The organism is Calditerricola satsumensis (assembly GCF_014646935.1).
GTDB classification, from domain to species: domain Bacteria; phylum Bacillota; class Bacilli; order Calditerricolales; family Calditerricolaceae; genus Calditerricola; species Calditerricola satsumensis.
The window spans coordinates 23,972-46,652 of the sequence record NZ_BMOF01000013.1 but is presented as its reverse complement, the minus strand read 5'-3'; the positions used below and the strand labels follow the sequence as shown (position 1 = coordinate 46,652).

At 63.3% G+C, this 22,681-nt stretch carries 22 protein-coding genes and 1 riboswitch; of the genes, 4 read left to right on the top strand and 18 right to left on the bottom strand.

All coding sequences use genetic code 11. The features are described from left to right. Positions 1–273: 273 nt before the first annotated feature. Complete coding sequence (locus IEX61_RS04755) at positions 274–1,200, top strand: TIGR01777 family oxidoreductase (protein WP_054672720.1); 927 nt, start codon at positions 274–276, stop codon at positions 1,198–1,200. 39 nt (positions 1,201–1,239) lie between these two features. Here IEX61_RS04755 and IEX61_RS04750 read toward each other — a convergent pair whose 3' ends face one another. Next, positions 1,240–1,464 (bottom strand): helix-turn-helix domain-containing protein, encoded by a 225-nt coding sequence (locus IEX61_RS04750; RefSeq protein WP_054672718.1) that lies wholly within the window; start codon positions 1,462–1,464, stop codon positions 1,240–1,242. Between the two features lie 103 nt (positions 1,465–1,567). Between IEX61_RS04750 and IEX61_RS04745 the strand changes: the two genes are divergently transcribed. Further along, positions 1,568–1,978: a hypothetical protein gene (locus tag IEX61_RS04745; protein ID WP_157057861.1), complete on the top strand. Its 411-nt coding sequence runs from the start codon at positions 1,568–1,570 to the stop codon at positions 1,976–1,978. A 27-nt stretch (positions 1,979–2,005) separates the two neighbouring features. Here IEX61_RS04745 and IEX61_RS04740 read toward each other — a convergent pair whose 3' ends face one another. The 14 genes from IEX61_RS04740 to IEX61_RS04675 all read right to left on the bottom strand — a co-directional run bounded on the left by IEX61_RS04740 (position 2,006) and on the right by IEX61_RS04675 (position 16,704). Beyond that, positions 2,006–2,476 (bottom strand): acyl-CoA thioesterase, encoded by a 471-nt coding sequence (locus IEX61_RS04740; protein ID WP_054672715.1) that lies wholly within the window; start codon positions 2,474–2,476, stop codon positions 2,006–2,008. A gap of 74 nt (positions 2,477–2,550) precedes the next feature. After that, positions 2,551–3,243 (bottom strand): DNA/RNA nuclease SfsA, encoded by a 693-nt coding sequence (gene sfsA, locus IEX61_RS04735; RefSeq protein ID WP_188816930.1) that lies wholly within the window; start codon positions 3,241–3,243, stop codon positions 2,551–2,553. Positions 3,244–3,300: 57 nt separating this feature from the next. Then, positions 3,301–4,053 (bottom strand): succinate dehydrogenase iron-sulfur subunit, encoded by a 753-nt coding sequence (gene sdhB, locus IEX61_RS04730; RefSeq protein ID WP_188816929.1) that lies wholly within the window; start codon positions 4,051–4,053, stop codon positions 3,301–3,303. Then, the gene (gene sdhA / locus IEX61_RS04725) at positions 4,050–5,816 is read right to left on the bottom strand and encodes a succinate dehydrogenase flavoprotein subunit (RefSeq protein ID WP_188816928.1); all 1,767 of its coding nucleotides are present in this window, start codon (positions 5,814–5,816) and stop codon (positions 4,050–4,052) included. Before sdhA ends, sdhB begins: the two co-directional genes overlap by 4 nt. Before the next feature lie 21 nt (positions 5,817–5,837). Beyond that, positions 5,838–6,479, bottom strand: a complete 642-nt coding sequence (locus IEX61_RS04720) for a succinate dehydrogenase cytochrome b558 subunit (RefSeq protein ID WP_054670515.1) — start codon at positions 6,477–6,479, stop codon at positions 5,838–5,840. Positions 6,480–6,875: 396 nt separating this feature from the next. Further along, entirely contained in the window at positions 6,876–7,997 is a 1,122-nt protein-coding gene (gene metX / locus IEX61_RS04715; RefSeq protein WP_188816927.1) for a homoserine O-acetyltransferase MetX, read from the bottom strand. A 104-nt stretch (positions 7,998–8,101) separates the two neighbouring features. Continuing rightward, positions 8,102–8,214, bottom strand: a riboswitch (SAM riboswitch). 88 nt (positions 8,215–8,302) lie between these two features. After that, positions 8,303–8,410, bottom strand: coding sequence for a MetS family NSS transporter small subunit (locus IEX61_RS04710; RefSeq protein ID WP_157057704.1), 108 nt, complete (start codon positions 8,408–8,410; stop codon positions 8,303–8,305). Between the two features lie 3 nt (positions 8,411–8,413). Beyond that, a complete protein-coding gene (locus tag IEX61_RS04705; protein ID WP_188816926.1) occupies positions 8,414–9,922 on the bottom strand; it encodes a sodium-dependent transporter in 1,509 nt (502 codons plus the stop codon). A 226-nt stretch (positions 9,923–10,148) separates the two neighbouring features. After that, the gene (locus IEX61_RS04700; RefSeq protein WP_054670518.1) at positions 10,149–11,051 is read right to left on the bottom strand and encodes a DUF1002 domain-containing protein; all 903 of its coding nucleotides are present in this window, start codon (positions 11,049–11,051) and stop codon (positions 10,149–10,151) included. 142 nt (positions 11,052–11,193) lie between these two features. After that, positions 11,194–11,916, bottom strand: a complete 723-nt coding sequence (locus IEX61_RS04695; RefSeq protein WP_188816925.1) for a LutC/YkgG family protein — start codon at positions 11,914–11,916, stop codon at positions 11,194–11,196. After that, positions 11,897–13,372, bottom strand: a complete 1,476-nt coding sequence (locus IEX61_RS04690; protein ID WP_188816924.1) for a LutB/LldF family L-lactate oxidation iron-sulfur protein — start codon at positions 13,370–13,372, stop codon at positions 11,897–11,899. The genes IEX61_RS04695 and IEX61_RS04690 overlap by 20 nt, the downstream gene beginning before the upstream one ends. A 1-nt stretch (position 13,373) precedes the next feature. After that, positions 13,374–14,099: a (Fe-S)-binding protein gene (locus IEX61_RS04685; RefSeq protein WP_188816923.1), complete on the bottom strand. Its 726-nt coding sequence runs from the start codon at positions 14,097–14,099 to the stop codon at positions 13,374–13,376. 39 nt (positions 14,100–14,138) lie between these two features. Then, positions 14,139–14,891, bottom strand: coding sequence for a FadR/GntR family transcriptional regulator (locus tag IEX61_RS04680; protein ID WP_188816922.1), 753 nt, complete (start codon positions 14,889–14,891; stop codon positions 14,139–14,141). Positions 14,892–15,027: 136 nt separating this feature from the next. Further along, on the bottom strand, positions 15,028–16,704 hold the full coding sequence (locus IEX61_RS04675) for a lactate permease LctP family transporter (RefSeq protein ID WP_188816921.1): 1,677 nt from the start codon (positions 16,702–16,704) through the stop codon (positions 15,028–15,030). Between the two features lie 206 nt (positions 16,705–16,910). Here IEX61_RS04675 and IEX61_RS04670 point away from each other — a divergent pair, with 206 nt between their 5' ends. Next, entirely contained in the window at positions 16,911–18,347 is a 1,437-nt protein-coding gene (locus tag IEX61_RS04670) for an FAD-binding oxidoreductase (protein ID WP_188816920.1), read from the top strand. 10 nt (positions 18,348–18,357) lie between these two features. Then, positions 18,358–19,701, top strand: a complete 1,344-nt coding sequence (locus tag IEX61_RS04665) for a (Fe-S)-binding protein (protein ID WP_188816931.1) — start codon at positions 18,358–18,360, stop codon at positions 19,699–19,701. On the opposite strand, the gene IEX61_RS04660 is transcribed toward IEX61_RS04665, so the two are convergent. The 3 genes from IEX61_RS04660 to IEX61_RS04650 are packed head-to-tail and all read right to left on the bottom strand — an operon-like array spanning position 19,698 to position 22,634. After that, complete coding sequence (locus tag IEX61_RS04660; RefSeq protein WP_054671251.1) at positions 19,698–20,432, bottom strand: glycerophosphodiester phosphodiesterase; 735 nt, start codon at positions 20,430–20,432, stop codon at positions 19,698–19,700. The genes IEX61_RS04665 and IEX61_RS04660 overlap by 4 nt on opposite strands. Before the next feature lie 29 nt (positions 20,433–20,461). Continuing rightward, positions 20,462–21,784, bottom strand: coding sequence for an ABC transporter substrate-binding protein (locus tag IEX61_RS04655; RefSeq protein WP_054671247.1), 1,323 nt, complete (start codon positions 21,782–21,784; stop codon positions 20,462–20,464). Between the two features lie 31 nt (positions 21,785–21,815). Further along, a complete protein-coding gene (locus IEX61_RS04650; protein ID WP_229725698.1) occupies positions 21,816–22,634 on the bottom strand; it encodes a carbohydrate ABC transporter permease in 819 nt (272 codons plus the stop codon). Between the last annotated feature and the right edge of the window lie 47 nt (positions 22,635–22,681).

The window sequence follows — 22,681 nt, the reverse complement described above, 5'->3', positions numbered from 1 at the left end:
ACCACGATATCAGGAGGTTTTCATTTGCTCAAACCCCCGCATGTTTCATTACAGGAATGCTACTAAATAGAATGAAATGTTTAATATTTTATTTACTACATCCTGTTAGACCAGTCAATGTTCCATCTTCCCAAAACCGTTTATGCAAGATACATAATAAACATAACAAATTAAATCTTTAGTTAAATCAATACAAACGCCTGCTTCTTCTGCACGTTTGTATTCGCTTAATGAAAATAAAAAACAAACCGGAAGGAAAACAGGAGGGTCACGATGCGCATCATCGTCACCGGTGGAACAGGACTTATTGGCCGCGCTCTCGTTTCCGACCTGCTCGATGCCGGGCATCGCGTCACCGTGCTGACGCGCAATGTGGCCTCCGCCGCACGGAAAGTTGACCCGCGGGCCGATGTGGCCGAATGGCTGAACGGAAGCGGATGGGAACGGCACCTTTCCTGCTCCGACGCCGTGATCCACCTGGCGGGCGAGACGATCAACCAACGCTGGACCTACAAAGCCAAACGCCGCATCCTGGAAAGCCGCGTGGGATCCACGCGCGCGTTGGTTCAAGCCCTGCAGGGCGCATCCCCACGGCCCCGCGTGCTGATCAGCGCCTCGGCGGTGGGGATATACGGGTCCACTTCCGAGCCGGTCGACGAAACGGCGCCGGCCGGCGACGGTTTTCTCGCCACCGTCTGCCAGGCGTGGGAAGCGGCGGCCTGGGAAGCAAAAGGCTGCGGGGTGCGGGTTGTCCTTCTGCGCCTGGGCATCGTGCTCAGCCCTGAAGGCGGTGCCCTCGTGCGGCTCCTCCTTCCTTTCCGCTTGTTTTTGGGCGGGCCCCTCGGCTCCGGAACCCAACCCTTTCCGTGGATTCATTACCGCGACGTCATCGAGCTTGTCCGCTTCTGTCTCGACCGTCCAGATGCGTCCGGGCCGATCAACGCCGTGGCCCCCGAACCGCACACCCAGGCATCCTTTGCGCGCGAGCTGGGGCGCGCGTTGGGCCGCCCCAGCTGGCTACACGTTCCGGGCCTGGTCCTGCGCGCAGTGTTTGGCGAAATGGCCGAAGCCCTGCTTCTCTCCGGTCAGGCGGTCACGCCCGCCAAGGCCCTTCAGCTCGGTTATCGCTTCCGCTACCCCGACCTGGCCGGCGCCCTGAACGACCTGCTGGGAAACCGGCCACGCGCCCAACAAAAATAACCCCCAGCTTCGGCGAGAAGCAAGGGGAGGGGATCGCAATTAAATTTTCAGTTCCCCGAGCCGCACCAGCTCCACCACGGCCTGCGATCGCCCTTTCACACCCAACTTTTGCATCACGTTGGATATATGGTTTCGGACCGTTTTTTCACTGATAAAGAGCTGGCGGGCGATTTCTTTCGTCGTCTTGTCCTGCACCAAGAGCTCGAACACTTCTCTCTCTCGGTTCGTCAACAGCGGCTTTTTGGTGGTACCCCTCTCCTTCAAATGGGCTAACCCTCCTTGTGCAGTCCACACCTGCAGGCTGAGGGGATACGGTCAACATCAACGTATGTGCCAGCCGCATGGTCGGTGCAAGAGGAGGTGGAAAATGGGCCTTGAAAAGCTTATCATGCATAATGTAGTACGACTCTATATTGCAAAAAGGGTGATCAAAATGAATGTTGAAGAAGTATGGTTTGAATTGAAAGAAATACTAAAAACAAGAAGATTCATTCCTACATTAAAGGAACAAGCAACCGCTGAAGTTCTCGAAATAACAGATGATGCAATCATAATACGTTTGAAAAAAGGTGTAGAAAGAAAAATGGAGAAATCTTACTTTTACAAAGCAATAGATATATTAAAAAAGAATGGACGGGTTAGACAGCAAAATTTACAACATATAGATACTGCGAGATATGTTCTTGGTGCTTTAACTTTATTACCTTATTTTGTTAAAATAAGGGAATTTGATGCAACGGAAGGTAAACACAAATGGTTTGTAAAATTTGCGAAATAATATTTGGGATGCCCATTGGCATCCCATCTATTTATTTCCAATAATTTCAAACGATGCAATCGTTTCCTTGATGGAATCCGGAATGGGCGTGCTCTTGCCGGTGCGGCGGTCAATCATCACCAACGCCCCCCGAGCCACGGCGGCCATCTGGCTCGTCGCCTCGTTCCACAGGGCGTAATGCAGGTCGAGGGAGGACGTGCCAATCCGCGCCGTCTTCACGTGAAGCCTGAGGGGCTGGCCATAGAAGACTTGGGCCAAGTAATGGCATTCGATGTCGGCCGCGACCACCGCCTTTTCCCCGCGCGGATCCAGCAGGTCACCCATCACGCCGAGGGCCTCGAAGTAGTCAAGCCGGCCCTGCTCAAAGTAGGCAATATAGAAGACGTTGTTCAGGTGCCCGAGGGCATCGGTCTCCGAAAAGCGCACCTTGATCGGCACGGAAAAGCGGAACGAAGAAAACCACGTCTCGAGATCGGGCTGGACAAACGAGGCGCGCATCTCCATCCCTCCTGAACGGTGAATGAGCGTCAACGAAGGGCCGTGGGCTTACGGGACGCGTCGACCGCCACATCTCACAGCCGGACAGGCAGCCACTCCGCCACCGAGAGGCCCAATGGGGAAACCCGGGTTCGCACCGCCTGCACGTTGGCACCGGCGGCCGCCAGCGCGCGCAGCGCCTGTGCGAAAGCGGGATCAACCGCCTCGTGGGGGGCGAAGGCGTCCGCATCGGCGCGTTGCACGACAAAGAGCACGTGCGCCTGGGCCGCATCGCGTTGCTGGGCCTCCTGAAGGGCGCGCAGGTGACGCGTGCCCCGTTCCGTCGGCGCGTCGGGAAAGAGAGCGAGGCGCGCGACGGCCAGGTTGACCGACTTGACTTCAATGAGATGCAGCCGGCCTTCGGCGGAAACGGCAAAATCGACGCGGTGTCCGCACCAGGCCACCTCGCGCCGCACGTCGCCGGCGGGCACGCCCGGCACCCTCCCGGCGACGAGGAGGGCCTCCGCCACCGCGTTGGCCACGAGCGCGTCGATGCACACCCAGCTCTCCGGCGCGCGCACGAGAAACAGCGAATACGGATAGCGGCGCGCTCGGCCCTTTCCCGGGCGCAGGAAGCAGGAACGCCCCGGCACGAGCACCGTGTCGAGCCGTCCGGTGCTTGGCACATGCACCGGCATCCGCTCTCCGTCTCGGTCCACCTCCGCCACAAAGCGGTTGAGGCGGCGCACGAAGGTGGCCGGGACCAGTTCGGCAAACCGCAAGTCCATGGGGTCCCTCCTGAACGAAAAACCCCCGCCCATGGCGGGGGAACATGCGTCGAAGCCTTACGAACGCAGCCATTTCTTAAAGGCGTACTTCGTCAGCTCCCAGTTCAGCGCGGCAATGGACGTGGTGAGCGGGATGCCCTTCGGACAGGCTTGGACGCAGTTCTGCGCGTTGCCGCACTCGGCAAGGCCGCCCTCGCCCATGATCGCGTCGAGGCGCTCTTCCTTGTGCATGGCCCCCGTCGGGTGCATGTTGAAGCGCTGCACCTGGCTAAAGATGAAGGGGCCCATAAAGGAGGATTTGGCGTTGACGTTCGGACACGCTTCCAGGCACACCCCGCAGGTCATGCACTTGGACAGCTCGTACATCCATTGCCGCTTGGACTCGGGAATGCGCGGACCCGGGCCCAGGTCGTAGGTGCCGTCGATCGGAATCCATGCCTTGACGCGCTTCAGGGCGTCGAACATGCGGCTGCGGTCGACGATCAGGTCGCGCACGACCGGGAAGGTGGCCATCGGTTCCAGGCGCACCGGCTGCTCCAGCTTGTCGATCAGTGCCGTGCACGCCTGGCGCGGCTTGCCGTTGATGACCATCGAACAGGCGCCGCACACCTCTTCCAGGCAGTTCGACTCCCACACCACCGGGCGCGTTTTTTGGCCCTTGGCGTTGACCGGGTTGCGCTGAATCTCCATCAGCGCGCTGATCACGTTCATGTTCTTCCGGTACGGAACGTCAAACTCTTCCCAGTAGGGTTGGCTGTCGGGGCCATCCTGCCGCTTGATGATCAGGCGCACCGTCTTTTGCTCGCTCATGCTTTCGCCCCCTTCGCCTTGTTGGGCACGTCATACCGGCGCGGACGCGGCTTGATGAGGGACGTGTCGACCGGCTCGTACTCGAAGACCGGGCCGTCGGGCGTCCACTTGGCCTTGGTCGTCTTCAGCCATTCCTCGTCGTTCCGTTCCGGGAACTCCGGCTTGTAGTGCGCCCCGCGGCTTTCGTTGCGGTAGTAGGCGCCCAAGGTGATGACGCGAGCCAGCTCGAGCATGTTCCACAGCTGGCGGGTGAACGTGGCCGCCTGGTTGGACCACTTGGCCGTGTCGTTGACGTTGATGCGCTTCCAGCGTTCCATCAGTTCCTGGATCTTCTCGTCGGTCTTCAGCAGGCGGTCGTTGTAGCGGACGACGGTGACGTTGTCGGTCATCCACTCGCCGAGCTCCTTGTGCAGGAGGTAGGCGTTTTCGGTGCCGTCCATCTTGAGGATCTGGTCAAACTTCTCCTGCTCCTTCTTCTGCTGCGCCTCAAACAGCGAGCTGGGCAGGTCCTCGGCCGATTTTTCCAGGCCGCGCATGTACTCGATCGCCTTCGGGCCGGCCACCATCCCGCCAAAGACGCAGGAGAGGAGGGAGTTGGCCCCCAGGCGGTTGGCGCCGTGGTACTGGTAGTCGCACTCCCCGGCGGCAAAGAGGCCCGGGATGTTCGTCATGTGGTTGTAGTCGATCCACAGCCCGCCCATCGAGTAGTGCACGGCGGGGAAGATCTTCATCGGCACCTTGCGCGGGTCTTCGCCGACGAACTTCTCGTAGATCTCGATGATCCCGCCGAGCTTGATGTCCAGCTCCTTGGGATCCTTGTGCGTCAGGTCGAGGTAGACCATGTTTTCGCCGTTGATGCCGAGCTTCAGGTCGACGCACACGTGGAAGATCTCCCGCGTGGCGATGTCGCGCGGCACCAGGTTCCCGTAGGCCGGGTACTTCTCTTCAAGGAAATACCAGGGCTTGCCGTCCTTGTACGTCCACACGCGGCCGCCCTCGCCGCGGGCCGACTCGGACATCAAGCGCAGCTTGTCGTCGCCTGGAATGGCCGTCGGATGCACCTGGATGAACTCGCCGTTGGCGTAGTAGGCGCCCTGCTGGTACACGCTCGACGCCGCCGAACCGGTGTTGATGACGGAGTTGGTCGACTTGCCGAAGATCATCCCCAGTCCGCCGGTGGCCAGGATGACGGCGTCGGCGCGGAAGTAGCGGATCTCCATCGAGCGCAGGTCCTGGGCCACGATGCCGCGGCAGCGCCCCTCGTCGTCCTTCACGATGGAGAGGAACTCCCAATGCTCGTACTTCTCCACCATCCCGCGCGCTTCGTGGCGGCGCACCTGCTCGTCAAGGGCGTAGAGCAGCTGCTGCCCCGTCGTCGCCCCGGCATACGCCGTGCGGTGGTACAGCGTCCCGCCGAAGCGGCGGAAGTCGATCAGCCCTTCTGGCGTGCGGTTGAAGGGCACGCCCATGCGATCGAACATGTAGATGATGCCGGGCGCGGCTTCGCACATCGCCTTGACCGGCGGCTGGTTGGCCAAAAAGTCGCCGCCGTAGATGGTGTCGTCAAAGTGCTGCCACGGGGAATCGCCTTCCCCTTTCGTGTTCACCGCGCCGTTGATGCCGCCCTGGGCGCAGACGGAGTGGGAACGCTTGACCGGCACGATGGAAAACAGTTTAACCGGAACATTCGCTTCGGCCGCTTTAATCGTCGCCATCAGGCCAGCCAAACCGCCCCCGACGACGATCAGGCATTGTTTGCTCATTCCCTGTCACTCCTTCCCCGATTATGAACCAAGCGCCATCGCTGCGTTCCGGAAGGCCAGGAGCGCCGCAACGCCGATGTACGAGACAAAGACGAAGATGGCCATCGTCACGTAGGTGGAAATGCGCTGCGCCCGCGGCCCCACCGTGATGCCCCAGCTGACGAGGAAGGACCAAAGGCCATTGGCAAAGTGGAAGACCGCCGCGATCACGCCCACCAGGTAAAACGCGAACATCCAGTTGTTGGACAGGATCGCGACCATCAGGTCATACAGCTCTTCCTTGGCCACGTTGCCGAGCGCCACCTGCACGCGCGTCTCCCACACGTGCCAGGCGATAAAGATGAGCGTGATCACGCCCGTCACGCGCTGCAGTACGAACATGGCGTTGCGGAACGTGCCGAAGCTGCCCAGGTTGGGTTTGGCCTGATACGCGATATACAGCCCGTACACGCCGTGGAACAGGATCGGCAGAAAAATAAAGAACACCTCGAGCAAGATCAAAAACGGCAGGTTGTTGATCCACAGAACCTTCTCCGTAAAGGCTTCTTCGCCGCGCGTGGCGAAGTAGTTCGTGATCAGGTGCTCCACCAGAAACGCCCCGACCGGGATGACCCCCAGCAGGGAGTGCAACCGGCGATAGAAAAAGGCCCGATCGCTGGCCAACGCAAGTCCCTCCTTCACGGATCTCCCGCACGGGTTGTGTGCGCTCGCATGCCCCCAAAAACGCCTCCGACTCCTATCCGCAGTCTGTCGTCTTCTTGCGTTTCTCTCCTCGCCGCCCTGTCACGCCCCCTTTTCCCTGCCGGCTTTCTTCGTGAAAAACAGCAGAAAAGCTTCCAGAGGAAGCCTCCGTTAAAAGATTGAACAATTTATGACACGATTATTGTACTCCTTGTCCCAAAAGAGCGTCAAGAAACGGAGGGACCGCCCGCGTCCCTTTCCCGAGCCTCGCGCGTCCCCTTTCCCGCTTGTCAAGGGGCCTCCCCTACGGCGAAGCACATTCTTCCTTTTCCGTATCGTGTTCCACTGCCGTCTGGCCTTTGCGCACGCAAAAGGGCCTCACACCACTTGGCGTGAGGCCGTTTTCGCCGCCACCACATGCGCTTCAGCGAGAAATGCGCGCACATGGGGACCGATTTGGTCGAGCTCGATGAGAAACCCGTCGTGGCCGTAGGGCGTGGAAATTTCCACCACACGCGCGTCCTTGCCCATCCGGCGCAGCCGCGCCGCCAAGTCGCGCAAATGGGCGGGCGGATAGAGAAGATCTTCCTCAATCCCCACAAAGAGCACCGGCGCCGTGATGCGGGACAGAGCGGCATCGAGCCCGCCGCGGCCGCGGCCGATGTCGTGGGTGTCCATGGCGCGCAACAAGAGGAGATACGTGTTGGCATCAAACCGCCGAACGAGTTTCTCTCCCTGGTAGCGCAGGTAACTTTCCACCTCGAACAGCACATCCGGATCGTGGATCGCTTTCCCGTTGCGCACGCTGCGGCCAAAGCGCTCGTCAAAGAGCGCCACCGAGCGGTACGTCACCATTCCGACCATGCGGGCAATGGCGAGCCCCTTTTCCGGCCCGGGACCGGGGTAGTAGTCGCCGCCACGCCAGTTGGGATCGGCCAAGATGGCTTGACGGCCGATGTCGTTGTAGGCAATGGCGGTGGCCGACAGGTACGCCGCCGTGGCCATGGGGATCAGGCGGCCGACGCGGTCAGGGTACATGACGCCCCATTCCAACACCTGCATGCCGCCCATCGAGCCCCCGATGACCGCCAGGACCCGGTCGATGCCCAGGGCGTCAAGCAGCCGGGCCTGCACGCGCACCATGTCGCGGATCGTCACCGGCGGAAAGGCCGATCCGTAGGGCTTGCCTGTGGCCGGATTTGTGCTCGAGGGCCCCGTCGTCCCGTAGCAACCGCCGAGCACGTTGGACGCGATGACGAAATAGCGATTCGTGTCGATGTACCGTCCCGGGCCAATCAGTCCCTCCCACCAGCCGGGGCCGTCCGGGGTGCGGGCGGCACGCGCATCGCCGGTCAGCGCATGGCAGACAAGCACGACATTGTCCCGCTCGGGGGAAAGGGTGCCCCAGGTTTCGTAGGCCACGGTTACCTCGGGCAACACCGCGCCGCATTCCACCTGAAACGACCCAATGGAGAGCGTGTTGCGCGCATGACGGTCCATCCCCGACATCCTCCCTTCGCGACGCCCAATGCCGCGCCCGCGGACAAAGAAACGCCCTCTCCGATAAGAAGAGGGCGCTTGCGGTCAAGCCGTGCGTCGCCTTCCTCTTATCTCCCAGAACCCCGCGGGGTTCTGCTGGAATTGGCACCTCTCCGGAAACGCGTTCCGGGGTTGCCGGGTTTCATCGGGCCAGTCCCTCCACCGCTCTGGATAAGAGTAGGTGCACTGCCTATGCAGTTGTGCGGTTGTTGAGAATAATCATATGCCTTATCGGCAGAAACGTCAACACTTTCCGCCGCCGTTTTTCACGAACGGACGTCACGCCGCTTCCAGGCAATCGACAGGCACAACGCCAGACCGCCCCACAGCCCGACGGCGCCGAACAGCAACATGGCCACAGCAAGACCGGACATCGTTCACATCCCCTCCTGTTTGCCGTGCGACACCGGTTTCAGGTTTCGAGCGTCTGACAGGTGGAACGCCACGGACACGATGAGGGCCGCCGCGGCCACACCCGCCCCGAGCGTGAGGAGCGCCCACAGCGGGTACCCCTCGTACGGCTCGCGAAACTCTTTTACCAGGTTCAGAAGGGTCATGGCCCCAAGGACGATCGGGGTGACGTAACGCACGCAGAAGTCCCACCACGAGCCAATGGCGAAGTCGGACATGGTGTTGGTGTAGGCCCGCGCCTCGGCCGTCTTCTTCACCACCCACCCGACAAGGATCACTTCCAGCAAGCCGACGAGCAGGCCGCCAAACGCGTTGATGAAGTGGTCGACGATGTCGAGGTAGTACAGCCCGCCGCCCGTCGTGTAGACCAGGCTGCCCACGAAGGCGGCACCGCACACGATGGAAGCCGCCTTCTGCCGCGACCAGGAGAACTTCTCCATCACCGCGGCGATGGACACCTCGACAAGCGAGATGGCCGAGGTCAGCCCGGCAAGGACGAGGGCGCCGAAGAACAGGACACCGAACAGCTCGTTGAGCGCCGGCAACTCGCTGATGATCTTCGGGAAGACCACGAAGGCCAGACCCGGGCCCGCGCTGGCCACATCCTTCACGTCGGCACCTTGCACATGCGCCAAAAAGCCGATGGCGCCGAAGACGCCCAGGGCGGCGAAGAACTCAAAGCCGCTGTTGGCCAGGCCGGTGATGAAGGCGCTGTTGTTGATGTCGGCGCGCTTCGGCAGGTAGCTGGCGTAGGTGATCATGACGCCAAAGGCAATGCTTAGGCTGAAGAACACCTGGCTGTACGCGGCAATCCACACCTGCGGATTGGCGAGCTTGCTGAAATCGGGCGTGAGCAGGTGGTTCAGGCCGTCCACCGCGCCGGGCAGGGTCACGCCACGGAACACGACAATGGCAATCATGACGAGGAGCAACGGGATCATGACCTTGTTGGCCCGCTCAATGCCCTTGCGCACACCGCGGTAGACGTAGAAGAACACGATCGCCCACACGATCACCACGGGCAGCACAATGTGCCACTGCAGGCCGCCGACAACGCTCGGGCTGTCCGTCAACTTCAAGAAGTTCCCATACAGGAACGCTTTCGTGTCGTCGCCCCACTGCAGGCCAAAGGAAAAGTACATGTAGCTGAGCGCCCAGGCCAGCACAACCGCGTAATACGTGACGATGACAAAGCAAACCATCGCCGGCCACCAGCCGAGCCACGACCATCCGCGGGCCAAGTCGCGCAGCGCGTAGGGCGCCGCCTTTCTGTACCGGTGGCCGATCCAAAACTCCAGAAGCAAGATCGGGATCCCCGCCGTGAAAAGGGCAAAGAAGTACGGGATCAGGAACGAGCCGCCGCCGTTTTCATACAACACGTAAGGATAACGCCAGATGTTGCCCAAACCGATGGCGGACCCGATGGCCGCGAGCACGAAACCCGCTCGCGTCCCCCATTGTTCACGCGTGGACATAACATTCCCCCCTGTCATGTGGTATGGATGAAAAAAATCATGCCTGCAAGTAAAGTATCAGAGAAATCGATGTAATTGTCAATATACTCTCTATAGGAAATCACTATACACTGTTCGGAATATTATCACAATCGAAGGCGCTTTCAAGGATAGAGGGACTCGTGTGCCTCCCACTTCCCCCCCTGAACAGAACAAAAAAAACACGCCCCCTACTCGGGGACGCGCATCAGCCGAACAGCCGAGCCACGGCGTCAAAAAGGGCGACAAGAAAATCGAGAAACGCCCGCAGCACGCTGCGCGTTTCCTCGGCATTGAGAATCTGATCCAGATTGTCCCGTACCAGCGCTACTTGGTCGCGCACGCTGGCCCAGTCGATCGGCAGACTGGCGATGCGCCTCAAAAGCTCGGCCAGCTGCGCCACGTCCTGGTCGGACAGCTGGATGTTGAGGTCGCCGGCCACGTTAATGATCAGCTGGCGCAGGGCCTCGTCGGACAGCTGTCCGCCCTGTTTGGCCAGCTCCTCCTTCAACCGGAGCATCAGCTCGGCCGCCTTGTCGGGGTCTCCGATCTTTTCCCCGAGCTGGGCCGTGCGCACCATCTCCTCGTTGGCCACCTGCTTCTGCTCCTCGCTGATCGAGGTGTTGGTCGCCTGCTCAAAGGCCTTGACAATGCCCGTCAGCGCCGCCGTGCCCGACACGGGGATCGGCGCCGTCACGTACACGGTGGCATCCTTGACCCCCGCCGTCAGCAGCGCGTTCACATACATCGACTCGGACACCCACGTGATGTTGTGCGTTTCCACGTTCACTCCCGAACCCGGCTGTTCCAAGGTAATCTTGGCCGACGAGATGGCGCGCCGCCCGATGGCGCTCTTCGGCAGGATATTGCCCAGGTAGCGATGTTCCTCGGCGTTGGTCACCTCGACGATCGTCACCGCGTTCGGGTCGACGCCCATCTCCTGCAGCACCGCCTCCCGCTGCGACGGCGTCAGGTCCTTGCCCAGCGTCACCACCGTTTCGCCCACCGTCGCGTCGGCCAAGGCAGGCTGCAGCGCGGTGACGAGCAGCGCCAAGATAAACAGACCGATCAGGACCACGCGCAAGGCCTTGCCCTTCGGCCTTTTCCCCATACGCGCATCCCTCCTTGCTCCATTCGAAAGGGCTTGTTCGCGTGTCTTCTATACTATACATAATCGCATCGCGGGGGAAAAGACCAGCTTGTTTACAAAAAGGTCAACCCTCCCCCTGCGGAACGGGGAGGGTTGACCTGCGCTACCGTCCATCCGCCTCGCGCGACGCAGACCCGTTCATTACCACAGCATACACCGCACCGGGGCCGTGGACGCCGATGGACAGGTCCATCTCGATGTCGGCGCTGCGGCTCGGACCGGTGACAAGGTTGACGCACGCCGGCAGGTCGCCGCTGCGGGCGCGCTGGCCGATGGCGCGCAGGGCGTCGGTCAGCGTGCCGACGACGCGTTCTTCGTCAACCAGTACCAGCAGCACGGGCGGCAGGAGGCTGACGCTGCGTCCCTGCCCGCCCCGCGCCGGCAGTACCACGCTCCCGGTCTGGGCCACGGCCATTTCCGCCACCACCACGCCCAGCTCGCACGCCTCGGCGTAAACCGTTCCGCCGTCGGGCCAGCGCCGCACGGTGACGCCGGAGGCACCAAGCGCCGCCTCCACCTGCTCCAGCGCCGGATGGGCCGCATCCCACAGCACCGCTTGCCGAACGCCGTGGCGGCGGACAATGGCGCGCACCGCGTCGGCCAGCTCCGACGGATCCGCCACGCGCGACGCGTGGCCCTGCAGGGCTTCCAGGGCCCGGCAAAAGGCCGCGGCGCGCGCCGCCGGGGTGGCCAGCTGTTCCTCCGCCTGCGGGGGCAGCGGACCAAAGTCGGGTCGCACCACCCGCCGACCTCTCGGCTTGCCCAACCGCGCGGCCACGCGATTCAAGAATGCTTCGCGCCGCGCATCACGCGCTCCGTTCGCCATCGCGCCCCTCTCCTTCCGTGCGGGGTTCGTGTTGGCGCGCCGCCTCCTTCCGGCCCTCCTCTTCCCACCAGTCGAGAAACGACTGGCGCGCCGGAAGCGGCAGGTCGCGCTGCGCCGTCCAGCCTTTGAGCGGTCCGATCTGGACGCGCACCTTCCCTTCCCCGTCCGCTAGCGGGGCGAGCAGCCGGCGCGCCCACCGCACCGCGCGCCGGTAGAGGGCCGGTCGGGTGACCACCCAGCGGTAGAGGCGAAAGGCCCAGCGCTCCGCCCACGGGCGCGTTCCGCGCGTCACCTGCTCGGTGCGGTGCTCGATCAGGAGCTCGTGGAGCGGGATGCGCACCGGGCAGGCCTCGCTGCAGGCGGCGCACAGGCTGGAGGCGTGGGGCAGCTCGTGCCATTCGTCCATGCCGCCGAGCAGCGGCGTCAGCACCTTGCCGATGGGGCCGCTGTAGACGCTGCCGTAGGCGTGCCCGCCGATGTGGCGGTAGACCGGGCACACGTTGAGGCACGCCCCGCAGCGGATGCAATGGAGCACGTCCTGGTAGGCGGTGCCAAGGATGTCCAAACGGCCGTTGTCGACGATGACGAGGTGAAACGCTTCCGGACCGTCGGCATCCTGCGCGCGGCGCGGGCCGGAGATGGCCGTCACGTAGCTCGTGATCTTCTGGCCGGTCGCCGACCGCGGCAAAAGGTGGAGCATCACGTCGAGGTCGTCCCACGTCGGAACAATGCGCTCGGCGCCCATGATGGCGATGTGCACGCGCGGCAGCGTCGTCGTCAGGCGGGCGTTGCCCTCGTTGCTGACCAGCACGATCGTGCCCGTCTCGGCAACGGCGAAATTGCATCCGGTGATGCCGATGTCGGCTTCAAGGAAGGCTCGTCGGAGCTGCCGCCGGGCAAACCGGGTGAGGGACGGGGTGTCATCGGGGAGGGCCTCGCCGGCCACCCGCGAAAACAGCTCGGCGATTTGCCGCCGGTTCTTGTGAATCGACGGGGCGATGATGTGCGACGGCGGCTCACCGGCCAGCTGGATGATGTACTCGCCGAGGTCGGTCTCCACCACGTCAACGCCCAGCGCTTCCAGGGCGCGGTTCAAGTGGAGCTCCTCGGAGACCATCGACTTCGACTTCACCACGCGGCGGGCGCCCTCCTCCCGCGCCACCTGGACGACGTAGTCGACGGCCTCCCGCTCGGTCGCCGCAAACACCACCGTGCCGCCGTTTTTCTCCACGTTGTCGGCCAGCTGCTCCAGGTAAAAATCCAAGTTTTCGATCGTGTGGCGGCGGATGGCCTCGCCCAAGCGCCGCCACGCCTCCCAGTGGCCGAGCTCCGCCTCGGCGTTCCGCTTGCCCGTCCGGAACCGCTCCTGGGCCTTCCGCACCGCCGCGCGCAGCGTGGAATCGGCGAGGGCCTGCTGGGCGCGCCGGGCAAAGGAACGCTCCGCGCTCGTGCGCATCCTACTCCCTCCCCCCGTCGAGGACCTGGGCCACGTGCAGCACGCGCAGCGGCTTCCCCCGTCGGCTCAGGCGCCCGCCCAGGTGCCACAGGCAGCCCATGTCCGAGCCGATGAGCACCTCGGCTTCCGTCTCCTCGATATGGTCGATCTTCTCATCGGCCATGGCCGCGGAAATGCCGGCCATCTTCACGGCGAAGGTGCCGCCAAACCCGCAGCAGTCCTCCCGGTAAGGGAGCGGGCACAGCTCCAAGCCCTTGACCCGTTTGAGCAGGCACAGGGGTTCGTCCTTCACCCCCAGCCCCCGCGTCATGTGGCAGGACGCGTGGACCGTCGCCCGCGCCGGAAAGGTCACTCCGGGGTCCTCCACGCCCAAGACGTTCACGAGAAACTCGGAAAATTCATAGGTTTTGGCCGCCAGCGCCTCGGCACGCGGCCGCCACTCGGGATCGTCAGCAAACAGCCGCGGGTATTCGCAGCGGACCATCGCCGCGCACGACCCCGACGGCGTGACCACGCAGGCGCTGCCGTCAAAGGCGCGGATCAGCTGCTTGGCCACCTCCCGCGCCTCTTCGCGGTAGCCGCTGTTGTAGGCCGGCTGGCCGCAGCACGTTTGCGTTCGCGGCACGTCCACCTCCACCCCGTGGCGCCTCAACACGCGGACGGCGCTTTTGGCCACTTCCGGAAAAAAGGCGTCAATCAAACAGGTGACAAAGAGGGCAACACGCATGGCTTTCCCTCCTCTTGGGCACAGGGCGCCGTTTTTCCTTTAGGGGTTCGGATCCTGGCCCGCAGTTGGCTCGTCCGCATCCTCCGCCGCTTGGTTGAGCACTTCCTCCACCTTCACCAAATGGGCGAGCATGCGCTGCTGGGCCAAGGGCGCATCCTGGTCGCGGATCGCCTCGTAGATGCGCACGTGTTCGCGGTAGAGGCGCTCCGCCGTCGCCTCCTCGGCATAAAGCCACAGGCGGCGGCTTTCGCGCATCGTCTCTTGCATCGTGTCGGCGATGGTGTTCATCAGCTTGATGAGGATGCGGTTTTTCGTCGCCTCGGCGATGGCCAGGTGAAACCGGACGTCGGCCGCCTCGCCCAAGTCGTCGGCGGAGCCCAGGCTCTCCTCCATCTCGCGCAGCGCCGCTTCCATGCGCGCCAGGTCGTCCGCCGTGCGGCGACTGGCGGCCAGGCCCACCGCCCCGACTTCCAGAATCTTGCGCACCTCCAGAAAGGCCCGAATGTCTTCGCGGTTCATCAGCATGGCCGACGCAATGGGCTGGGCGAGGGCGGCGGGGTCGTAGTTGCGCACGAAGGTGCCTTCGCCCTGGCGCATCTCGATGAGCCCCATCGCCTGCAGCGCGCTCAGCGCCTCGCGCACCGCCGAGCGCCCCACGTTGAACGCTTCGGCCAGCTCCTTCACCGACGCGAGCCGGTCGCCGGGCTTCAGCTCGCCCTCGCGAATCATCCGCTTGAGCTCCTCGGCCACTTCCTCATACAGCTTCTTCGTTCGGATCGGACGGATGTTCAAGTCGGTCACCTCATCCCACGAGCGTCGCGCTTCGCCTTCATTGTAGCGAAGCGATCGCGATCCGAACAATCGCCCGTTTGCGCAGGCCCGGGCCCTCGCTCCTCCCTCTCCTGCGCGACCGGTGTGGCCGTTTCCCTTAGCGACCGTTCGGGATCATCCACGGGAAGGCATACGCCTGAAGCACGGTCAGCACGCACAGGACGAGGAGCAACGCCAGCGAATGCCGCAACGTAAACCGGAACAGGTCGGACTCCTTCCCCACCAGCCCCACCGCGGCCGACGCCACCGCGATCGACTGGGGCGAGATCATCTTGCCCGTCACGCCGCCGGTGCTGTTGGCGGCCACGAGCAGCGTCGGATCGGTGCCAATGCCTTCGCCGGTCACCCTTTGCAGGTTGCCAAACAGCGCGTTCGATGACGTGTCGCTGCCGGTGAGAAAGACGCCCAGCCACCCGAGCACCGGGGAGAAGAACGGAAACAGGCTGCCCGTCGACGCCAGCGCCAGCCCCAGCGTCGCCGACTGCCCGGAATAGTTGGCGATGTACGCGAAGCCCAGCACGGACCCGATGGTGACGATCGGCCAGCGCAGTTCGCGCACCGTCTCGGCAAACAGCCGGAACCAGTCGCGCCACGGCAAGCGGACGAGGAATCGGGTCAGGAGGGCCGTCAAGAGGATGGCCGTTCCGGTGGCGCCGACGAGATCGAGCTTGAACACGGCGGCATAGGGCGTCACCTTGTCGACCACCGGCGGCACTTTCTGCACCAGGTTGTGCAGGAAGGGTACGGGAATGTCCACCGTAAACACCTGGAACGCCTTTTTCACCGGCTTGAGGCTCCAGATCCAGATGACAACGGTCAGCAGGAGAAACGGCGACCACGCCTTGATCACCTGGCCCGCGGTGGAGGACGCGCCGCTTTGGGCGGCGGCCACCTCACGGACAGCGCTTTCACGGGCGGGCAGATGGATCGGGCGCCCGTGCTCAAACCGGAAAACAAAGCGCGGTTTCCACACCTTCAGAAAGCCGCCCGTCACGAGCAGGCTAAACAGGGCCGACGTGATGTCCGGCAATTCATGGCTGATGAAGTTGGCCGTGACGAACTGAGCCACGGCAAAGGACAGCCCCGCCACGAGCACCGCCGGCCACGTTTCGCGGATGCCGCGCCACCCGTCCATGATCGCCACCAGCCAAAACGGCACGAGGATGGCAAGCAGCGGCAGCTGGCGCCCGGCCATCTGGCTGAGCAGCATGGGATCGATGCCCGAGACGGAACCGGCGACGGTGATGGGAATGCCCACGCCGCCCCAGGCCACCGGCGCGGTGTTGGCGATGAGGCACAGCCCGGCGGCGTACAGCGGGTTGAAGCCCAGCCCCACAAGCAGGGCCGCGGAAATGGCCACCGGCGTGCCAAAGCCGGCCGCCCCTTCCAGGAAGGCGCCGAAGCAGAACGCCACGAGAACGGCCTGCAACCGCTGGTCCTCGGTAAGGGCGACGACGGACTGGCGAATGACGGCAAACTGGCCGCTCTTGACCGTAATCTTGTAGAGAAAGACCGCGGTGACGATGATCCACGCGATGGGCCACAAGCCATAAGCGATGCCGTAGCCGGTGGCCGCCACGGCCATCGGCAAGGGCATGCGGTAGACGAGGACGGCGATGAGGATGGCCAGGGCGACGGTGATCAGCCCCGCCTTGTGGCCCTTCATCCGGCGCACGGCCAAGGCGTAAAAGAAAAAGGCGATGGGGATCAGGGCGACGAGCGCCGACAGCCACAGGCGACCGCCCACCGGCGCGTACACCTGTTCCCAGGTCACCTCCGGGCACCTCCTGTTCTGAATTTTTTATCAGATGTGATTTTTATGGTAGTGGGAACCGATCATGTTGTCAAGTGACCTGATCATTTTTTCTCACAATCGACGGACTCTTCTTGCAAATATGCCGAGCAAAGGCTACAATAAGGGGCGCCCCCTTTGATCGGGTGATCAGATCAATCGGACGAAGCGAAAGGAGCGAACCGACCATGGGCAAGCTCCCGGACGCGGCCAAGCGCGAACTCCTCGCCGCCCTCGGCGCCGACCATGTCCGCGACGATCCGGAGGCCCTCGTCGCCTATTCCTACGACGCCACGCCGCTCGTTCAGGCCATGCCCGACGCCGTCGTCTTTCCGGGTTCGACGGAGGAAGTGGCCGCGGTGCTGCGCATCGCCAGCCGCTACGGCATCCCCGTCATCCCCCGGGGCAGCGGGACCAACCTGAGCGCGGGCACCGTCCCCGTGGCGGGCGGCATCGTCCTCGTGCTGACGCGGCTCAACCGCATCCTTGAAATCGACGAGGAAAACCTGACGGCGACGGTGCAGCCGGGCGTCATCACGCAGCACCTGCACCAGACCGTCGAGGCCCGCGGTCTGTTCTACCCGCCCGACCCCGGCAGCATGCGCATCGCCACCATCGGCGGCAACATCGCCGAATGCGCCGGCGGCCTGCGCGGGCTCAAGTACGGCACGACGAAGGACTACGTCCTCGGCCTCGAGGCGGTCCTGATGTCGGGCGAGGTGATCCGCACCGGCGGCAAGCTGGTCAAGGATGTGGCCGGCTACGACCTGACCCGCCTCCTCGTCGGCTCGGAAGGGACGCTGGCCGTTATCACCGAGGCGACGCTGCGCCTTTTGCCCAAGCCGGAGCACCGCAAAGTGATGAGCGCCCTCTTTGACGACCTGTACGGCGCCGCCCGCGCCGTCTCCAGCATCATTGCCCACCGCATCATCCCGTGCACGCTGGAGTTTATGGACCGGGCCACGGTCCAGGTGGTCGAAGATTACGCGCGCGTCGGCCTTCCCACCGACATCGCCGCCTTCCTGCTGATCGAGCAGGACGGCCCGGAGGCGGTCGTGGAGCGCGACCTGCAGCGCATCGCCGCCATCTGCGAAGCGTGCGGCGCGCGCGAAGTCCGGGTGGCGGCCACCGAGGAGGAGGGAGAGGCGCTGCGCACGGCCCGCCGCGCCGCCCTGTCTGCTTTGGCCCGCCTGCGGCCGACGACGATCCTCGAAGACGCCACCGTGCCGCGCGCGCAGATCGCCCCGATGGTCGAGCGCATTACGCAGATCGCGAAAAAGTACGACCTCCTCATCTGCACCTTCGGCCACGCCGGCGACGGCAACCTCCATCCCACCTGCCCGACCGACGCCCGCGACCCGGACGAAATCGCCCGCGTGGAGCAGGCCTTCGAGGAGATTTTTGCCGCGGCCATCGAACTGGGCGGGACCATCACCGGGGAGCACGGCGTCGGCGCGGTCAAAGCGCCGTACCTTGAATGGAAGGTGGGAGCGGCCGGGCTGGAGGTGCTGAAAGGGATCAAGCGCGCCTTTGATCCCCAGGGGCTCCTGAATCCGGGCAAGATCTTTCCGCCGGACGGGCGGAAACGGAAGGTGATCCACCGTGTCCCCCACGTCCACGCCTAACCCGAACGCCATGGCGACCTCGTTGGAAACGAAAGAAGAGCCTTCCCTCGAGGCCCGGACCGCCCGGCTATGGAAGCACCTCCAGGAGGCCCTCGACGCCGACGAGCTGGAAAACTGCATGCGCTGCGGGTTTTGCCAGCCGGCCTGCCCCACGTTTCAGGAGACGGGGTACGAGGCGGCGTCGCCCCGCGGGCGCATCGCGCTAATGAAGGCGGTCAAGGACGGTTTCTTGGTCCCCGACGAGGCCTTTCGCTCTCAGCTCGACCTGTGCCTCGGCTGCCGGGCCTGCGAGCCGGCCTGCCCCTCGGGCGTTCGCTACGGCCGCCTCCTTGAGCAGGCCCGCGAGGCCCTCGCCGCCCATGCGCCGACGCCGTGGCCCATCCGCCTTGCGCGCAAGGTGGTTTTCGCCGGCGTGTTTCCCCATCCGCGGCGGCTGCAGCGGCTGGGCCGCCTGCTGCGGTTCTACCAGACGAGCGGCCTGCAAAGGGTCGTGCGCAAAAGCGGCCTGCTCCGCCTCCTGCCGGCCCATCTGCGCGACATGGAGGCCGTCTTGCCCGTGCCGTCCCCCCGCGGGGTCGTCGAGACGATCGGCACGCGCATCCCGGCGAAGGGTGCCCCCGTGGCCACCGTGGGCCTCTTTCGCGGGTGCGTGATGGACGTGCTGTACACCGAAACCAACGTGAACCTGGCGCGGCTCCTTTCCGAAGCGGGCTTCGAGGTCATCATCCCGCCGGAGCAGACCTGCTGCGGCGCCCTGCACGCCCATACCGGCGACACGGCGTTGGCGCGCCAGCTGGCTCGCCGGAACATCGCAGCCTTCCGCCGCGCCGGCGTCGATTTCGTCGTCCTCGCCGCCGGCGGCTGCGGGGCGATGCTCCAGGAATACGCCCATCTCCTGCCGGACGACGAGGGGGCGCGCTGGATGGGCGAACGGGTGCGCGACGCCAGCCAGCTCCTCGCAAGCTGCGGCCGGCCGCTGCCCCTCGGCCGCGTGGAGGCGACGGTCACGTACCAGGACTCCTGCCACCTGCGCAACGTCATGGGGGTTCATCGGGAGGTGCGCCAGCTCCTCTCGTCCATCCCCGGCGTCACCTTCCGCGAGCTGCCCGAAGCGGACCGCTGCTGCGGCTCGGCCGGCGTCTACAACCTCACCCAGCCGGAGATGGCCGGGCGCATCCTGGAACGGAAGATGGGCCATGTGGCGCGCCTTTCCCCCGATCTCGTCGCCACCGGCAACCCCGGCTGCCTGCTGCAGATGCAGCTGGGCCTCCACCGCGCCGGCCTGGACGGAGCCGTGCGCGCCATGCACTGGGTCGATGTGGTGGCAGAGGCGTTGGATGCTGCCCCGCGTTAACGCCTTTCCCCTCCTTTTACCCGCTTCCACACGTCCGGTCGGTTCGTGCAAATCTTAATGGAAGGATGGAGGCGCATGATGGCGCGCATCTCCTCGGGATCGTCCACCGTCCACGCGATCAGTTCCTTGCCCTCGGCCAGCATCTCCTGAACAAGTTCTTTGCTCAGATAGGGATACGCGATGGAGAGCACATCGGCCCGTACATCCCGCATCTGTTCACGCAGCAGCGTCGGGCAGCCGTACACAATGATGCCGACCGTCAAGCCACGGTCCAATTCTTTCACGCGTTTTGCCGTCGGATGGTGAAAGGACGTGACGATCACCTGATCGCGCATCCCGCATTCCCGGACCAGGGAAACGACCTTCTCCGCAAGCCCCGGCGGGGAAAACCCGGCGGCTTTCAATTCGATGTTCAACTTGCATTGGCCCCTGACGCATTCCAGCACCTCCCGCAACGTGGGAATCGTTTCCCCCGCAAACCGCCGGTCAAACCAGCTCCCGGCATCGAGGGCCTGAAGTTCCCTCACGGTCCTGTCGCACACGCGTCCCGAACCGTTCGTCGTCCGCTCCAGGGTGAAATCGTGAAAGACGACGGGAACGCCGTCCCTGGACAACTGGACGTCGATCTCGACCATCTCGATCTCCGGATCCTCCGCAGCCAGACGTATGGCGGCGAGGGTGTTTTCGGGGGCGGCACCCGACCACCCCCGGTGGGCCACGCACGGATTCATGGCGATTCTCCTTTCTGCCGGGCGTTCCTTCACTTGAGCAGTTTTTCCGCTTTCTCGGCGGCCGCGCGCACCGCTTCCTCGGCGGTGGCCTGCCCCACCACCGCCCGCTGGAGTTCCGCCATGATCACTTCCTGCAGTTCTTTGTACCCTGGAGACATCGGGCGCGGCTTGGCATGCTGCAGCTGGTCGACGGCGACCTTAAACTGGGGCCGTTCCCGGTAGAACCGCTTCATTTCCTCGCTTTCGACCGCCGACACACGAACCGGCATATACCCGGTCTCTTTGCTCCACGCGATCGTCTGTTGCGTGTCCGTCATCCACTTCATGAATTTCCAAGCCGCCTCCTTTTCTTTCTCGCTGGATTTCGCCAGCATGACGAGGTTCGCACCGCCGGTCGGCACGCCGTAGCGCTCCTTGGCCGGGAGAAAGGCCGTGCCGACATCAAACGGCGCCTTTTCGAGCAACCCGCCCAGGGCCACCGTCGACGCGAAGATCATGGCCGCCTTTCCGTTCACAAAATCGGTCTCCGTCACCTCCCAGGCGTTGTATTTTTCGCCCGGTGGCCGTTTCATGATTCCTTCGTCGATCATCGCCTTCCAAAACCGAATCGGTTCGATCCCCTTCTCCGTGTTGAACCGAACGGCCTTGCCGTCTTCGCTCAGAATCTCGCCGCCGTTTTGAAAGACGAGCGCTTCATAGAACCAGATGTCAATCGGGGTCTCAAACCCCCATATCTGCTCTTTGCCGTCTTTTTTGGTCAATTTCTTTGCAAACTGACGCAATTCGTCCCACGTTTTGGGCCCCTCCGGGTTGAGCCCGGCTTTCCTCAACATGTCCCGGTTCAAGTAGAGCAACGGAGTGCTGCGGTTAAACGGGAGCGCGTAAAATTTCCCCTGCCAATACGAGTTTCCGAGCAACCCGGGAATGAAATCGCTCAGGTCGACGCCGTTTTCTCCCCTCACGTACGGCGTGAGATCCTGCAACGCCCCGCTGCTGGCAAAGGCGGGGATGGAGGCGATTTCGATCATCGTGACGTCGGGAGGATTTCCGGCGGCGATTGCCGCCATAACCTTCGCGTGATTCTCGTAATAGTCGCCCTGGTATGTCGCCTTTACTTTCACCTCCGCTTGCGACGCATTAAACTGGTTCACCAGCTTCTCGATCACCTTCCCGTTTTTTCCGCTCAGGGAATACCAGAAATCGATTTCCACCGGTTCCCCGCTTGCACCTTGCGCGCCGTTTTTGCCGGCATCCCGGGGCGTTGCCGTCACGCTTTCGGTAGACGGCCGGCACGCCGAAAGCAGCGACAGGGAGAGGAGCAAGCAGAGGAACAGCGACGCCGCTTTTTTCATGGTCCCAACCCCCTGATTTTAACAATTTTGTTTACTTTATTCCCGAATACACGAATGCCCGGATGATCTGCCGTTGCGCGACGAAGAAGAGGAGCAGGATCGGCAACACGAGCATGACGTTCCCCGCCATGACGAGATTCCAGCTCACCCCCCCTTCCGACTCCTTCAGCATCGCCACACCGACAGGCAAGGTGCGGATGTGCTCCTGATTGGTCATCACGAGGGGCCAGAAATAATCGTTCCAGTGGTAGATGAAGCTGAAGAGGCCAAACGTGACGAGCACCGGCCTGGCCATGGGCACCATGATCTTCCATATAATTTGCCATTCGCTGGCCTGATCGAGCCGGGCCGCCTCGATCACTTCTTCGGGCACCTGCAGGAAGGCCTGGCGCAACAGAAAGATGCCAAAGGCGCTGGTGGCGTAAGGCAAAATCAAGGCCCAGTACGTATTCAGCAAATCCCACCGGCTCAATTGCAAGAACACGGGCAAAAACGTAATCTGCGGCGGAAGCATCAAGGCCGCCAACGTCATCCCAAAAAAAACCTTTTTTCCACGAAAACGGTAACGGGCCAATGCATACGCGGCAGGGATCCCCGTCACCAGCTGGAGGACAAGAATGGCCAGTGCCACAAACGCGCTGTTCGCCAAATAGGTAAGAAACGGCCCCGACGCCCACGCGTGCACAAAATTTTCCCACTGCCACGTCTCCGGCAGCCATTGCGGCGGAAACCGCATCACCTCCCTGGGGCTCTTGAACGCCGTGAGGACCATCCACACAAAGGGAAAAACGAAGATCAAAGCCACCAGACCCAGCGCGAGGTATTCCAACCCTTTCCACACGCTTCGCACCGCGTTCCCCGCGCGTGCCCGCACACCCATCGCCTCCACTTCCCCCG

Coding starts and splice junctions, on each gene's coding strand:
- IEX61_RS04665 (WP_188816931.1), top strand. CDS start 18,358: ATGGCGACCTCGTTGGAAACGAAAGAAGAGCCTTCCCTCGAGGCCCGG.
- IEX61_RS04670 (WP_188816920.1), top strand. CDS start 16,911: ATGGGCAAGCTCCCGGACGCGGCCAAGCGCGAACTCCTCGCCGCCCTC.
- IEX61_RS04655 (WP_054671247.1), bottom strand. CDS start 21,784: ATGAAAAAAGCGGCGTCGCTGTTCCTCTGCTTGCTCCTCTCCCTGTCG.
- IEX61_RS04705 (WP_188816926.1), bottom strand. CDS start 9,922: ATGTCCACGCGTGAACAATGGGGGACGCGAGCGGGTTTCGTGCTCGCG.
- IEX61_RS04690 (WP_188816924.1), bottom strand. CDS start 13,372: ATGCGCACGAGCGCGGAGCGTTCCTTTGCCCGGCGCGCCCAGCAGGCC.
- IEX61_RS04745 (WP_157057861.1), top strand. CDS start 1,568: ATGGGCCTTGAAAAGCTTATCATGCATAATGTAGTACGACTCTATATT.
- sdhB (WP_188816929.1), bottom strand. CDS start 4,053: ATGAGCGAGCAAAAGACGGTGCGCCTGATCATCAAGCGGCAGGATGGC.
- IEX61_RS04710 (WP_157057704.1), bottom strand. CDS start 8,410: ATGTCCGGTCTTGCTGTGGCCATGTTGCTGTTCGGCGCCGTCGGGCTG.
- IEX61_RS04755 (WP_054672720.1), top strand. CDS start 274: ATGCGCATCATCGTCACCGGTGGAACAGGACTTATTGGCCGCGCTCTC.
- IEX61_RS04700 (WP_054670518.1), bottom strand. CDS start 11,051: ATGGGGAAAAGGCCGAAGGGCAAGGCCTTGCGCGTGGTCCTGATCGGT.
- sfsA (WP_188816930.1), bottom strand. CDS start 3,243: ATGGACTTGCGGTTTGCCGAACTGGTCCCGGCCACCTTCGTGCGCCGC.
- IEX61_RS04695 (WP_188816925.1), bottom strand. CDS start 11,916: ATGGCGAACGGAGCGCGTGATGCGCGGCGCGAAGCATTCTTGAATCGC.
- IEX61_RS04685 (WP_188816923.1), bottom strand. CDS start 14,099: ATGCGTGTTGCCCTCTTTGTCACCTGTTTGATTGACGCCTTTTTTCCG.
- IEX61_RS04740 (WP_054672715.1), bottom strand. CDS start 2,476: ATGCGCGCCTCGTTTGTCCAGCCCGATCTCGAGACGTGGTTTTCTTCG.
- metX (WP_188816927.1), bottom strand. CDS start 7,997: ATGGACCGTCATGCGCGCAACACGCTCTCCATTGGGTCGTTTCAGGTG.
- IEX61_RS04660 (WP_054671251.1), bottom strand. CDS start 20,432: ATGAATCCGTGCGTGGCCCACCGGGGGTGGTCGGGTGCCGCCCCCGAA.
- sdhA (WP_188816928.1), bottom strand. CDS start 5,816: ATGAGCAAACAATGCCTGATCGTCGTCGGGGGCGGTTTGGCTGGCCTG.